The organism is Bradyrhizobium sp. Pha-3 (assembly GCF_042258615.1).
GTDB lineage: Bacteria > Pseudomonadota > Alphaproteobacteria > Rhizobiales > Xanthobacteraceae > Bradyrhizobium.
In genome coordinates, this window is the sequence record NZ_CP170152.1 from 5151477 (window position 1) to 5164289 (window position 12813).

13 protein-coding genes are annotated in these 12813 nt (G+C 65.4%); 5 read left to right on the plus strand and 8 right to left on the minus strand.

Going from position 1 to position 12813, the window contains the following annotated elements; translation table 11 throughout:
- The first annotated feature begins 44 nt into the window (after positions 1–44).
- A complete protein-coding gene (locus ACE10Z_RS24615) occupies positions 45–467 on the plus strand; it encodes a hypothetical protein (RefSeq protein ID WP_375783079.1) in 423 nt (140 codons plus the stop codon).
- Between the two features lie 74 nt (positions 468–541).
- On the opposite strand, the gene ACE10Z_RS24620 is transcribed toward ACE10Z_RS24615, so the two are convergent.
- From ACE10Z_RS24620 to ACE10Z_RS24630, 3 genes are all read right to left on the minus strand, one after another.
- A complete protein-coding gene (locus ACE10Z_RS24620; protein WP_167351881.1) occupies positions 542–694 on the minus strand; it encodes a hypothetical protein in 153 nt (50 codons plus the stop codon).
- Positions 695–961: 267 nt separating this feature from the next.
- Positions 962–2119 carry a CmpA/NrtA family ABC transporter substrate-binding protein gene (locus ACE10Z_RS24625; protein ID WP_375783080.1) on the minus strand — a complete coding sequence of 386 codons (1158 nt, stop codon included), beginning with the start codon at positions 2117–2119 and terminating at the stop codon, positions 962–964.
- On the minus strand, positions 2116–2706 hold the full coding sequence (locus ACE10Z_RS24630) for an ANTAR domain-containing response regulator (RefSeq protein ID WP_028332037.1): 591 nt from the start codon (positions 2704–2706) through the stop codon (positions 2116–2118). Before ACE10Z_RS24630 ends, ACE10Z_RS24625 begins: the two co-directional genes overlap by 4 nt.
- A gap of 119 nt (positions 2707–2825) precedes the next feature.
- On the opposite strand from ACE10Z_RS24630, the gene rimO reads away from it, so the two are divergent.
- Positions 2826–4151 (plus strand): 30S ribosomal protein S12 methylthiotransferase RimO, encoded by a 1326-nt coding sequence (gene rimO, locus ACE10Z_RS24635; RefSeq protein WP_375783081.1) that lies wholly within the window; start codon positions 2826–2828, stop codon positions 4149–4151.
- 289 nt (positions 4152–4440) lie between these two features.
- Positions 4441–5637, plus strand: coding sequence for an acetylornithine transaminase (locus tag ACE10Z_RS24640; protein WP_375783082.1), 1197 nt, complete (start codon positions 4441–4443; stop codon positions 5635–5637).
- A 133-nt stretch (positions 5638–5770) separates the two neighbouring features.
- On the opposite strand, the gene ACE10Z_RS24645 is transcribed toward ACE10Z_RS24640, so the two are convergent.
- From ACE10Z_RS24645 to pcsA, 3 genes are all read right to left on the minus strand, one after another.
- Positions 5771–6745 (minus strand): quinone oxidoreductase, encoded by a 975-nt coding sequence (locus tag ACE10Z_RS24645; RefSeq protein ID WP_375783083.1) that lies wholly within the window; start codon positions 6743–6745, stop codon positions 5771–5773.
- Between the two features lie 84 nt (positions 6746–6829).
- Positions 6830–7555, minus strand: coding sequence for a TerC family protein (locus tag ACE10Z_RS24650; RefSeq protein WP_375783084.1), 726 nt, complete (start codon positions 7553–7555; stop codon positions 6830–6832).
- On the minus strand, positions 7552–8280 hold the full coding sequence (gene pcsA / locus ACE10Z_RS24655) for a phosphatidylcholine synthase (RefSeq protein WP_375783085.1): 729 nt from the start codon (positions 8278–8280) through the stop codon (positions 7552–7554). The genes ACE10Z_RS24650 and pcsA overlap by 4 nt, the downstream gene beginning before the upstream one ends.
- Positions 8281–8413: 133 nt before the next feature.
- Here pcsA and ACE10Z_RS24660 point away from each other — a divergent pair, with 133 nt between their 5' ends.
- Positions 8414–9598 (plus strand): UbiH/UbiF family hydroxylase, encoded by a 1185-nt coding sequence (locus tag ACE10Z_RS24660; RefSeq protein ID WP_375783086.1) that lies wholly within the window; start codon positions 8414–8416, stop codon positions 9596–9598.
- A gap of 171 nt (positions 9599–9769) precedes the next feature.
- On the opposite strand, the gene ACE10Z_RS24665 is transcribed toward ACE10Z_RS24660, so the two are convergent.
- Positions 9770–10723, minus strand: a complete 954-nt coding sequence (locus ACE10Z_RS24665) for an AEC family transporter (RefSeq protein WP_375783087.1) — start codon at positions 10721–10723, stop codon at positions 9770–9772.
- Between the two features lie 121 nt (positions 10724–10844).
- Between ACE10Z_RS24665 and hspQ the strand changes: the two genes are divergently transcribed.
- The gene (hspQ, locus tag ACE10Z_RS24670; RefSeq protein WP_229169915.1) at positions 10845–11177 is read left to right on the plus strand and encodes a heat shock protein HspQ; all 333 of its coding nucleotides are present in this window, start codon (positions 10845–10847) and stop codon (positions 11175–11177) included.
- Positions 11178–11227: 50 nt separating this feature from the next.
- Here the strand turns inward: hspQ and ACE10Z_RS24675 are convergent, their stop codons facing one another.
- Positions 11228–12502 carry an MFS transporter gene (locus ACE10Z_RS24675; protein WP_375783088.1) on the minus strand — a complete coding sequence of 425 codons (1275 nt, stop codon included), beginning with the start codon at positions 12500–12502 and terminating at the stop codon, positions 11228–11230.
- Between the last annotated feature and the right edge of the window lie 311 nt (positions 12503–12813).

Sequence of the window (12813 nt, forward strand, 5' to 3'; positions counted from 1 at the left end):
TTCCGAGCCTTTGATTGTCCTCTCAGGAAATTGGGTACGAAAGCATGTTCCGCACCAGCCTCTCCCTCGCAATTGCTGCGGTGGCCACGGCCGCCTTCACCAGCGCGGCCTCCGCCGGCTGCTACAGCTGCTATACGCCGCCGCCCCAGCCCTGCACGACCTGCTATCAGGTGCAGACCGTGCCGCCGCAGTATCGCACCGTGCAGGAGACCGTGATGGTGGCGCCGGGCCGCGTCATCGCGCATCGCACACCGGCGCAGTATCGTACCGTGATGGTGCCGAGGACCGTGATGGTCGCGCCCGAAGGCGTCGCCTATGAGCGCATCGCGCCGCAATACGCCACCCAGGAACGCACGCAGATGGTCTCGCCGGGCTATTCCTACTACGCGCCGGTCCAGCCGACCTGCAACACCTGCGGCGGTGGATATGGCTACGGCTACGGATATGGACGCGGCTACGGCTACTGATCCGTCAGCATCCAGCCAACACAAAGCCGCCGCCTGAGGCTATCAGACGGCGGCTTTTCAATTCTCTGCGTCGCTCAGAACGGGTGGACGGACAGCGTGCCGAACACGATGGCCGCGATCACCGCAAAGGCGCTGTAGAGCGCCGCAGTGTGAATTCCGGCCCCTGACTTCCTTGAAATTTGTCGCGCGTAAAAGTGCAGGCGGGCTTCCGCCGATAGCTCGCGCATGGTCGATCTCCAACGCCCCATTCTCGGGCATATGGAATAGCGTTCGCGCGCGGATTCAAGCGGGCGGCAGAAATAGCGATGCCGCCGCCTTCGGGAACAGAGTTCCGAGAGGAATATTCTTTCTCGCGCACTGACCCGAGAATCTTATTCGTTGCAATTCGAGGCGTCGGGAACCCGCGCCAAGCCTGCAATAATCGAAAATCTCGAAAACAACCCCATGCAAAGTAGCCGGAGGTGGATAGCTGAGGCGCGGCCGCTGCACCGCGCTCAGGGCTTCCAGCGCCCGATCTTGAAGGCCGCCAGGTGGCCCGGAACGTCATTCGGATCGAACGGCGGACCGGCGAACGCGCCGATGGCGTTGGAGGTGCCGGCCGGGCGCCCGGATGCGGCGTCGTAGAGGTCCGGCCTGAACACCGCCATGGCGGCCTTCAGTGCCTCCGGCCGGTACGGCGTCTGGCCCCAGCGAACCATCTGCGCGTAGAGCCAGGCCGCCTGCCCCGGGTCCGGCCGCGCCGCCGCCTCGCGCCCGACCAGCAAATAGCGGCTGCTTTCGCGCATGGTGCCGTCGGGCAGGATCTTCAGCCGGCCATCGAACGTGCGCTGGATGACGCTGGCGTCGACGCCGAGCCGCTCGGGCTGCGCCAGGATGCGCGCGACCTCGGGCCGGTTTTCCGGCTGCTCGATGAACTCCGCGGCGCGCAGATGCGCGCGCACCAGCGCGGCCACGACGTCGGCGTGCTTCTCCGACCAATTCTGGCGCACCGCCAGCACCTTCTCCACCGCGCTGAGCAGGATGTCCGAGACGAAGTGCAGGATGTGGCCGACGCCGAGATCGACCGCGATCGAATTCCAGGGCGCGCCGACGCAGAACGCGTCGACATGCCCGTTGGCGAGACTGTCCACCATGTAGGGCGGCGGCAGCACCACGAGCTGGACGTCCTCGTCGGGATCGACGCCGCCGGCGGCCATCCAGAACCGCAATTGATAATTGTGGGTCGAGAACGGAAAGGTCATGCCGAACGTCAATGGCTCCGCCCCGCTCTTCCGCCGTTTTGCAACCACGCGCGCGAGCGCCCGCGCGGTCGCCATCGGATCGAAGCGGTCGCCGTCTAGTTCCTCCAGCAGCGCGGCGTGCAGCGCCGGCGATACCGTGATGGCGTTGCCGTTGAGGCCGAGATTGAACGGGGCTGCGATCGGCACCTTGACGTGGCCGAGCCCGAGGTGTGATGCGATCGCCACCGGCGCCAGCAGATGAGCCGCGTCGAACAGGCCTATATTGAGCTTGTCGCGGACGTTCGACCACGACACTTCGCGCACCAGCGTGACGTCGAGGCCCTCGGCCGCAGCAAACCCCTTGTCGACCGCGACGATCAGGGCGGCAGCGTCCACCAGCGGAATGAATCCGATGTGCAGGGGTGTGGTCATTTCAACAGCTCCGACGCCGTCAGGATCGATTGCGCGATCTCGCCGATCTTCTTCTTCTCGCGCATCGCGGTCGAGCGCATCAGCACGTAGGCCTCTTCCTCGGTCAGCCCCTTCACCTTCATCAGGATGCCCTTGGCGCGGTCGATCACCTTGCGCTCCTCCAGCGCATGCTTGGTACGGTCGAGCTCATCCTGCAGCTTGGCGAAGGCATTGAAGCGGGAGACGCAGAGATCGAGGATCGGCTTCATCCGCTCCTTCTTGAGGCCGTCGACGATGTAGGCCGAGACGCCGGCCTCGACCGAGGCCTGGATCGAGGCGGCGTCGCTCTGGTCGACGAACATCGCGATCGGCCGGCGGACGGCACGGCTCACCTGGAACATTTGTTCCAGCACGTCGCGGCTGGGGTTCTCGAGGTCGATGACGATGATCTCGGGATCGAGCGCATAGATCCGCGACAGCAGGCTCTGCATCTCGCTGATGTGGACCACGTCCGTGTAGCCGGCCTCCCGCAGCCCCTCCTCCAGGATGGCCGCACGGATCGGGCTCTCGTCGACTATGACGATCTTTGGAGAGGACTCAGCGCTCATCGACCACTCTTAAGAACCCGGCAACGAGCATCCATATCATGCCGGAAGCCCCGGGAAAGGGTTGTAATTCTCGGCAATTGGGACTAGCTCCTGCCCATCAATCAGGCAGATTCAGAGATATGCAAGAGGCCGCGACGCCGAAAGTGAGCTTTGTGTCCTTGGGGTGCCCCAAGGCGCTGGTCGATTCCGAGCGCATCATCACCCGGCTGCGCGCGGAGGGCTATGAGCTCGCGCGCAAGCATGATGGCGCCGACATCGTCATCGTCAACACCTGCGGCTTCCTCGACAGCGCCAAGCAGGAATCGCTCGCCGCGATCGGCGAGGCCATGGCCGAGAACGGCAAGGTCATCGTCACCGGCTGCATGGGCGCCGAGCCGGAGCAGATCGAGAGCGCCTATCCCGGCGTGCTGTCGATCACGGGGCCGCAGCAATATGAGAGCGTGCTGGACGCGGTGCACCGCGCGCTGCCGCCGGCGCACAATCCGCATCTCGACCTGGTGCCGCCGCAGGGCGTCAAGCTGACGCCGCGGCACTACGCTTACTTGAAGATTTCCGAAGGCTGCAACAACCGTTGCAGCTTCTGCATCATCCCGAAGCTGCGCGGCGATCTGGTGTCGCGGCCGGCCAATGACGTGCTGCGCGAGGCCGAGAAGCTGGTGAAGGCCGGCGTCAAGGAATTGCTCGTCATCTCGCAGGACACCTCGGCCTATGGCGTCGATCTGAAATACGCCGAGAGCCCGTGGCAGGATCGCAGCGTGCGCGCGAAATTCTTCGATCTCGCCAAGGAGCTCGGCGAGCTCGGCGCCTGGGTGCGGCTGCAATATGTCTACCCCTACCCGCATGTCGACGAGGTCATCGGCCTGATGACCGAAGGCAAGGTGCTGCCCTATCTCGACATCCCGTTCCAGCATGCAAGCCCCGACGTGCTGCGCGCGATGAAGCGCCCGGCGGCGCAGGAGAAGACGCTGGCGCGGATCCAGAAGTGGCGCGAGCAATGCCCGGAGCTGACGCTGCGCTCGACCTTCATCGTCGGCTTCCCCGGCGAGACCGATTCCGATTTCGCCTATCTGCTCGACTGGCTGGATGAAGCCGGGATCGACCGCCTCGGTTGCTTCAAATACGAACCGGTTGCCGGTGCCGCATCGAACGCGATCGGGAATGCCGTGCCCGACGAGGTCAAGCAGGAGCGCTGGAATGCGCTGATGGCACGGCAGCAGAAGATTTCGGCCCGGCGCCTGAAGCGCAAAGTCGGCACCCGGCAGCAGGTGATCATCGACGAGGTCGGCCCGACGGTCGCCAAGGGCCGGTCAAAGGCCGACGCGCCCGAGATCGACGGCGCCGTCTATCTCACCAGCCGCCGTCCGCTCAAGGTCGGCGAGATCGTCACCGCCAAGATCGAGCGCGCCGACGAATACGACCTGCACGGCAGCGTCGCCGGGTTCTGAACGCGCCTCACACGCAGTCCGCGCCGCGGCGAGCGCGGGATCCGATCACCTCCCGCTTGACACCACCGCCCCTTCGGCTGTATGGGCCTGCGCCATGAAGCTGAACCGGACCCACTGCCGCGCCATCAACCGTCGTCGCACCCGCGACGATGCTGGGCTGCGCCGTGTCCGACGCCATCGCTGATTAGCTAAATCAGCCAAGGTTTTCGAGAAGGCCGCGCCCCCAAAGCGCGGCCTTCTTGCTTTTCGGCCTGACCATAATCCCCACACCGACCCAGAGGAGATCGACATGACCAACGCTACCCATCCGTTCGATGCGCTGATGGACATCACCGCTCGCCCCGAGGTCGTGTTCGTGCGCGGCGCAGGCTCGTATTTGTGGGACGCCAACCGCAACCGCTATCTCGATTTCGTGCAAGGCTGGGCCGTCAATCCGCTCGGCCACTCGCCGGTCATCGTGGCCGACGCGCTGGCTGCGCAGGCCAGGCGGCTACTGACGCCGAGCCCGGCATTCTACAACGAGCAGAGCCTGAAACTGGCGAAGATGCTGGTCGACAAGAGCTGCTTCGACCAGGTGTTCTTCGCCAATTCCGGCGCCGAGGCCAATGAAGGCGCGATCAAGCTCGCGCGCAAATTCGGCGCCAAGTACAAGGGTGGCGCGCACGAGATCATCACCTTCGAAGGCGGCTTCCACGGCCGGACGCTCGCGACCATGTCGGCCTCGGGCAAGAAGGCGTTCGAGCCGCTGTTCGAGCCGAAAGTCTCCGGTTTCCGGAAAGCGCGGCTGAACGACATCGAGTCGGTGCGGCAGCTGATCAATTCGTCGACGGTCGCGGTCATGCTGGAGCCGATCCAGGGCGAATCCGGCGTGTGGCCGGCGACCGACGCGTTCCTGCAAGAGTTGCGGGCACTGACCCAGCAGCGTGGCCTGCTGCTGATCGTCGACGAGATCCAGACCGGCATCGGCCGGACCGGAAAGCTGTTCGGCTATGAGCACGCCGGAATCGAGCCCGACATCATGACGCTCGGCAAGGGCATCGGTGGCGGTGTGCCGCTCGCGGCGCTGCTTGCGACCGAGCACGCCTCCTGCTTCGATCACGGCGATCAGGGCGGCACCTTCAACGGCAATCCCCTGATGTGCGCTGCGGGGTTTGTCGTGCTCGATCAGATCGGCCGGCCCGATTTCCTGAAATCGGTCACCGACACCGGCCTGCTGCTCGAGCGCGAATTGCAGCGGCTGTCGGCGCGGCACGGGCTCGGCGAGATCAGAGGCCGCGGCCTCCTGCTCGCGCTCGATCTCAAGATGCCGATCGGCGCGGCCGTCGTCGCCGAGGCGTTCGCGGCCGGCGTGCTGGTCAACTCGCCGCAGCCGGACACGCTACGCTTCATGCCGGCACTCAACGTCACGCGGGAGGAGATTTCCGCGATGATCGATTGTCTGGATGGGGTGCTGACGAAGGTCGGTGCGGCCAGACGGGTGGCGTAGGATTGTCGTCATTGCGAGCGAAGCGAAGCAATCCATCCCTCCGCGTATGCGGGACGATGGATTGCTTCGTCGCTTCAGCGCAATATTGCTCTGCAATTTTGTCGCGAGCTCCTCGCAATGTCGGAAGAGAGACCTACGGCCGCAAAATCGCAGCGCCCGTGGTCGCCCGGCTCTCCAGATCGATATGCGCCTTGGCGACGTCCTTGAGCGCATAGGCGTGGTTGATCGGCACGTGCAGCTTGCCGTTGATCACGGCGGCAAACAGCGTGTCGGCGCCTTCGAGCAATTCCTTGCGGGTGCCGACATAGTCGTTGAGCTTCGGCCGCGTCGCGAACAGCGAGCCGTGGTTGTTGAGCTCGGCGAGCGGGAACGGCGGCACCGGACCCGAGGCGTTGCCGAACGAGACGAACAGGCCGCGTGGCCGCAGGCACGACAGCGATCCCGGGAACGTGGTCTTGCCGACGCCGTCATAGACGACGTCGCAAAGTTCGCCGCGGCTGATCTGCTTGACGCGTTCGACGAAATTCTCCTCGTTGTAGAGGATGACGTGGTCGCAGCCATTGGCGAGCGCGATATCGGCCTTCGCCTTCGAGCCGACGGTGCCGATGACGTGCGCGCCGAGCGCGTGGGCCCACTGGCAGGCCAGCAGTCCGATGCCGCCGGCCGCGGCGTGGATCAGCACCCGATGGCCCTGCTCGACCTTGAAGGTCTTATGCAGGAGGTACCAGACCGTGAGGCCCTTGAGCATCAGGACGGCGCCCTGCTCGTAAGTGATGTGGTCGGGCAGCTTGACGAGCTTGTCGGCCGGGATGACGCGCTCGGAGGCGTAACCGCCGAGGTTGTAGTAATAGGCCACCCGATCGCCGGGGTGGAAATTGGTCACCCCCGGACCGACCGCCAGGACCTCGCCGGCGGCCTCGTTGCCGGCGATGAACGGCAGGCCGGGCGCCTTGTAGAGGCCGGTGCGGAAATAGACGTCGATGAAATTCAGCCCGACCGCATGCTGCCGGATGCGGACCTCGCCGGTCCCCGGCGCAGCCACCTCGACATCCTCATAGGTCAGGACCTCAGGGCCCCCCACCTTGTGCACCCGCACAGCCTTGGTCATGTCGTCGCTCCCCTCAAGATAACAGCGTCAGGCGAGCGAATGCCATCGGCGCCGCCTTGTCAACCAAGCGGCCTGGAACCGAGGCTATCGCGCCGGCCTCTTGCGGTTGCGCTTCGCCAGCACGTTGAACATCTCGACCGCCGCCGAGAACGCGATCGCGAAATAGATGTAGCCGCGCGGGATGTGGAATTTGAATCCGTCGGCCACCAGCGCCACGCCGATCAGCACCAGGAACGCCAGCGCCAGCATCTTGGTGGTCGGATGTTCCGCGACGAACCGCGCCACCGGTCCCGACGAGACGTACATGATGATGCACGCGATCACGACCGCCGCGATCATGATCTCGATGTCCTGCGCCATGCCGATCGCGGTGATGATCGAATCCAGCGAGAACACCAGGTCGATGATGATGATCTGCACGATCACCCAGAAGAACGCGTTGGGGCTTGGCTTGTCATTCTCCGCGGCGTCGCGCGCCTCGACCTCGGCGTGGATCTCGTGGGTCGCTTTCGCAATCAGGAACAGGCCGCCGCCGATCAGGATGATATCGCGCCACGACAGCGCGACACTCTCGATGGTGATCACGGGCTGCGTCAGCCCGATCAGCCAGACCAGGACGCTGAGCAGGATGATGCGGAACACCAGCGCGAGCAGCAGGCCGATCTGCCGCGCGCGGGTGGCCATCGGCTGCGGAATCCGCGAGACCAGCACCGACAGGAAGATGACGTTGTCGATGCCGAGCACGATCTCGAGCGCAGTCAGCGTCAGCAGCGCCGCCCAGGCTTCCGGGCTGGTGATCAATTGCATCATGCTCTGAACGCTTTCATCCGGCGGATCAGGGTATCGCTGCCGACGATGTAGACGGCGATGGCGCAGAGGCCGAAGGTGATCGGGGCTCCGACCACGAAATCGTTGGCGAGCGTGTACATGCCGAGCAGCGCCCAGGCGCCGAGCAGCCACAGCGTCAGCCAGCGCAGCCGCACCACGCGGAACGGGTGCAGGACATGGAACGGCGCAAAGGTCAGCGCGATCAGCAGCGCGACCACGATCGTCGACAGCACCGGCGGCAAATGCAGCAGGAACAAATAGAACGCCGCCGCATTCCACAGCGCCGGGAAGCCGCGGAAATGATTGTCGTCGGCCTTCATGCGGCGGTCGGCGAAATACAGCGCGCTGGAAACCACGATGCCGACGCCGAGGATCGGCGCGGCCAGCGGCAGCAGCATGCCGCTCGCGGTGATCGCATAGGCCGGCACGAATACATAGGTGACGAAATCAACCACCAGGTCGAGCACCTCGCCCGACCAGTTCGGCTGCAGCCGCACCACGTCGAGCCTGCGCGCCAGCGGGCCGTCGATCCCGTCGATGATCAGCGCCACCCCGAGCCAGGCGAACATGTTGGCCCAGTGCTCGCGCACCGCCTCCAGCATCGCCAGCAGCGCAACCCCGGCGCCGAGCGCCGTGAAGATATGAACGGAGAATGCGGCGGTCCGCATCCGTTCTGGCAACGCATCCGGCTGGCTCGAGTGCTCCATCGGCCGAAGTGCTATCAGGAATCGGTCACCTTTGCATATGCAGTCTTGCGGCGTGCCGCCGCGCAAACCGTTGGAAACTCTTGGTGGTTACCGATGGCTTGAAAATCGGGCCAGGCATGTCAAATGTCCTGATATGACCGACAGCTCGCAGGATTATGACGTTATCGTAATAGGCGGCGGCCCGGCCGGATTGACGGCTGCGATTGCCCTCGCCGACGCCGGCGCGCGGACCGCGCTGTTGGCGCGCCGCGCCCCCTATGCCGACAACCGGACCACCGCGCTGCTCGGCGCCTCGACCGAGATCCTGGAGCGGCTCGACGTCTGGCGGCGCTGCAGCGACAAGGCTGCCGCGCTCAAGACCATGCGCCTCGTCGACGACACCGGCCGCCTGATCCGCGCGCCGGAGGTGCGGTTCTCCTCCGACGAGATCGGCCGCGAGCAGTTCGGCTTCAACATCGACAACCGCTCGCTGGTCGCAGCGCTCGAGGATCGTGCCGGCGAGATGGCCGCGCTGACGCGGTTCGACGACGAGGCTGCCTCGGTGCAACCGGAGGATACCGCGGTCACCGTGGTGACGCGGCAGGGCCAGTCGCTGTCGGCCCGGCTCGTGGTCGGCGCCGACGGACGCAATTCGCTCTCGCGCGAGGCCGCCGGCATCGAAGTGGTCAGCCGCGAACTCGGCCAATCCGCCCTCACCTTCAACATCACCCATACCCGGCCGCACAACAACATCTCGACCGAGTTTCACACCGAGCATGGCCCCTGCGTATTCGTGCCGCTTGCCGGCAACCGGAGCAGCGTGGTCTGGGTCTCGGCGCCCAAGGAGGCCGAACGGCTGAAGGCGCTTGGCGATGACGAATTGTCCGAAGCGGCCGAGCGGCAGTCGCATTCGATTCTCGGCCGGGTCGAGGTCCAGGGTGGTCGTCACGTGTTTCCCCTCGCGATCGAGCGGCCCCGGCAATTCGCCAAAAACCGTATCGCGCTGGTCGGGGAATCCGCCCATGTGCTGCCGCCGATCGGCGCGCAGGGGCTCAACATGGGGCTGCGCGATGCCGCCGACATCGCCGAGATCACAGGCCAGGCAATCGGCCGCGGCGAGGATCCCGGCGCGCCGAATGTGCTGTCGCGCTATCAGGCGGCGCGGCGTCCCGATGTTGCGAGCCGGACCTGGGCGATCGACATCGCCAACCGGTCGCTGCTCAGCGATTTTCTCGGCGTGCAGACGGCGCGGGCCGCGGGCCTGCATCTGCTCGGCGCCTTCGGCCCGCTGCGGCGGCTGGCCATGCGCGAGGGTCTCGCGCCCTCGTGGCGGCGCTGAACTTCACCTCTCCCTTGGGAGAGGTCGGCGCGTAGCGCCGGGTGAGGGATTACGGTTTATCGTTGGAGTTGCGGCCCCTCACCCGATTTGCTGCGCAAATCGACCTCTCCCCGATGGGGAGAGGTAAACCGAATCCACGGTCCGACCACTTCAATCCAAGTTCATCGCGTCCTACGGAAACACCAGCCGCCCGCTCTGGATGAACCACATCACGCTGGTCAGCGTGACCACCGAGGCGAAGGTGCCGATCAGCACCGCGACCGATGCCGGCTCGATCCAGGTCTCGTTCTGCCGCGCGATCACGAACACGTTGAGTGCCGGCGGCAGCGAGGCCATCAGCACCGCGGTCGCAGCCCAGGGCTGCGCGAACGGACCGAACAGCAGCATCAGTCCGAATGCCAGCAGCGGATGGATCAGAAGCTTGATCGCGACCACACCCGGCACCTCCCACGGCACCCGCTCGAACGGCCGCAGCGCCACGGTGATGCCGAGCACGAACAGCGCCGTCGGTGCTGCGGCGTTCTGCAGGAACTGGATGGTGCGGTCGAGCGCGACCGGGATCGGGATGTGAAACGCGGCCACCAGCGCGCCGAACACCGCCGACATGATCAGCGGGTTCTGCACGATCTGCCGCAGCACCACGCCGAACGCGTGCAGCAGCGAGGGATGGTCGCGGTCGGTGAGTTCGATCAGCAGCGGCACGATCGAGAACAGGAAGATGCTGTCGCAGCAGAAGATCAGCGCGGTCGGCGCGGCCGCCTTGGTGCCGAGCACGGCGAGCGCGAGGCCAGGCCCCATATAACCGATATTGCCGTAGGCGCCCGACAGGCCCGCAAGCGTCGCCTCGCGCAGCGACAGCCCTCCGATCAGTCTGCCTGCGACCATCGCCAGGAAGAATGCGATGACGGTTCCGAGCGTGGTGGCGATCAGGAATGGCGGGTTGTTCAGCTCGGCGAACGGTGTCTTCGACATGATCCCGAACAGCAGCGCCGGCAACGAAACGTAAAGCAGGAAGAAATTCATCCAGGCGAGCCCGCTCTCGGGCAAACCCTTGGCTTTTCCGCACGCGTAGCCGATGAAGATCAAGCCGAAATACGGCAACGCCAGATTGAGGATATCGATCATTCTGAAAGTAGTTTCTCGGCCGGATTTCGGGTCGTTTTGGCCCGGCTAGAATCGGTAAACCGGGGGTTAATTCGAGGCTTAGCCCCTAGCATCGGCCACAATGTTGGTCTATCGACGAACCATGATCAAAGCGCGCACCGCCAAGTTTCAGATCGGGCAGATCGTCCGTCACCGGGTGTTCTCCTTCCGGGGCGTGATTTTTGATATCGACCCGGAGTTCAACAACACCGAGGAATGGTGGCTGTCGATCCCCGAGGAGATGCGGCCGCACAAGGACCAGCCGTTCTATCATCTGCTCGCGGAAAACTCGGAGACCGAGTACGTCGCCTATGTGTCCGAGCAGAACCTGCTGCCCGACGATTCCGGCGAACCGATCCGCCACTCGCAGGTGGCGGAGATCTTCGTGAAGGACAAATCGGGCGGCTACCGTCCGCGCAACCCGTCGCTGAACTGACGCGCGGCGCCTGTCCGGCGACGGACGCGACGGCGCCGCTTCCAGCCTGCTCATACCCCCTCACGTGCGGCCAGCACCGCTGCAATCGCCCAGACCGCAAATCCCGCCAGCGCCAGTCCGGCGCCGACGAGACCGGTCGAGGTCCAGCCGTAACCGGCGGCGACGGCCATTCCGCCGAGCCACGGCCCCAGCGCATTGGCGACGTTGAAGGCGGAATGGTTGAGTGCCGCAGCCAGGCTCTGCGCCTCGCCCGCGACATCCATCAGCCGGGTCTGCAACACGGTGGCGAGCGCTCCGCCCAGCCCGATCAGGAACACGTCGGCGCTCAGCGTCCAGACATTCGCGGCCGCCGGCGGATACAGCGCCAGCGTCGCCGCCGACCACAGCAGCAGCCCGCCCGCGGTTGCCATCAGCGCGCGGTCGGCAAAGCGCGGCACGATGATGTTGCCGGCGGTGAGGCCGGCGCCGAACACGCATAGCGTGACGGGCACCAGCGCGGGCGAGGTGTTCGTCACCGCCAGCATGGTCGACGCCAGATATGTGTAGACCGAGAACAGTCCGCCGAAACCGATGGCGCCGATCCCAAGCGTCAGCCAGACATGCTTGCGCCCGAGCGCCGACAGTTCGCGCAGCGGGCTGGCATTGCTGTCGGCGGCGTCACGCGGCGCGAAGATCAGGACCAGGATGGCGGTCAGGAGCGCGAGGCCAGCAACGATCGCGAAGGCCCAGCGCCAGCCGATCGCCTGCCCCACACCATTTGCCAGCGGCACGCCGATCGTCGTCGCGATGGTGAGGCCGAGCAGCACGCGGCCGACGGCCGCCGTGCGCTTGTCGATCGGGACCAGCGAGGCCGCGACCAGCATGGCGATGCCGAAATAGGCGCCGTGCGGCAGCCCGGCGAGGAAGCGCAGCACCAGCATGGTGTGATAGTCGGGCGCGAGCCCGGAGAGGCCGTTCATCAGTGCAAAGAAGCCCATCAGCGCGATCAGCAGCGTCCGCCGCGTCATGCGCGCCGACAGCACGGCGATCACGGGCGCGCCCACCACGACGCCGAGCGCGTAAGCGCTGATCGCGTGGCCGGCCTGGGGCTCACTGATGTGCAGATCGTGGGCGAAGAACGGCAGCAGGCTCATGGTCGCGAATTCGGCGATGCCGATCGCGAACCCGCCCATTGCCAGCGCAAGATGAACGATGCCCGGATGAAAGCTCCCGGGAGCGTTGTCCTGGTTGAGGCGCCCGCCGGCATCGACCGAAGCACGGCCGCTCGGCTGCTCCGAAGGCCGGGAAAGCGGTTCCCGCCGCTGCGTGCTGACTCGCTGGGACATTGGGAGACTTCCATGATTGCGAACGGCGGACGGGCTTGCGACCCGAGCAAAGTCCGGTCGCATCGCGCCATCAGGCTTCGGCACAGCGGCCAGGGTTCGCACAGAACCACGCGCGCATTTGCGCATCGAAGGCGCGCATTCCGCGCTTTCGTCTGGCCTCCCGTGACAGATTTATGATTGTGCTTCGACGCCGGACTTGTCCGGACAAGGCAATGACGATGCGGCTTGCCGCGATCGATTTGCCTTGAGCGACCATCGCACACGATGGGCATGATCACCAGCGCGGCAGGCCGCCATCAGCCAGTCTGTTT

Coding starts and splice junctions, on each gene's coding strand:
- ACE10Z_RS24615 (WP_375783079.1), top strand. CDS start 45: ATGTTCCGCACCAGCCTCTCCCTCGCAATTGCTGCGGTGGCCACGGCC.
- ACE10Z_RS24620 (WP_167351881.1), bottom strand. CDS start 694: ATGCGCGAGCTATCGGCGGAAGCCCGCCTGCACTTTTACGCGCGACAA.
- ACE10Z_RS24625 (WP_375783080.1), bottom strand. CDS start 2,119: ATGACCACACCCCTGCACATCGGATTCATTCCGCTGGTGGACGCTGCC.
- ACE10Z_RS24630 (WP_028332037.1), bottom strand. CDS start 2,706: ATGAGCGCTGAGTCCTCTCCAAAGATCGTCATAGTCGACGAGAGCCCG.
- rimO (WP_375783081.1), top strand. CDS start 2,826: ATGCAAGAGGCCGCGACGCCGAAAGTGAGCTTTGTGTCCTTGGGGTGC.
- ACE10Z_RS24640 (WP_375783082.1), top strand. CDS start 4,441: ATGACCAACGCTACCCATCCGTTCGATGCGCTGATGGACATCACCGCT.
- ACE10Z_RS24645 (WP_375783083.1), bottom strand. CDS start 6,745: ATGACCAAGGCTGTGCGGGTGCACAAGGTGGGGGGCCCTGAGGTCCTG.
- ACE10Z_RS24650 (WP_375783084.1), bottom strand. CDS start 7,555: ATGATGCAATTGATCACCAGCCCGGAAGCCTGGGCGGCGCTGCTGACG.
- pcsA (WP_375783085.1), bottom strand. CDS start 8,280: ATGGAGCACTCGAGCCAGCCGGATGCGTTGCCAGAACGGATGCGGACC.
- ACE10Z_RS24660 (WP_375783086.1), top strand. CDS start 8,414: ATGACCGACAGCTCGCAGGATTATGACGTTATCGTAATAGGCGGCGGC.
- ACE10Z_RS24665 (WP_375783087.1), bottom strand. CDS start 10,723: ATGATCGATATCCTCAATCTGGCGTTGCCGTATTTCGGCTTGATCTTC.
- hspQ (WP_229169915.1), top strand. CDS start 10,845: ATGATCAAAGCGCGCACCGCCAAGTTTCAGATCGGGCAGATCGTCCGT.
- ACE10Z_RS24675 (WP_375783088.1), bottom strand. CDS start 12,502: ATGTCCCAGCGAGTCAGCACGCAGCGGCGGGAACCGCTTTCCCGGCCT.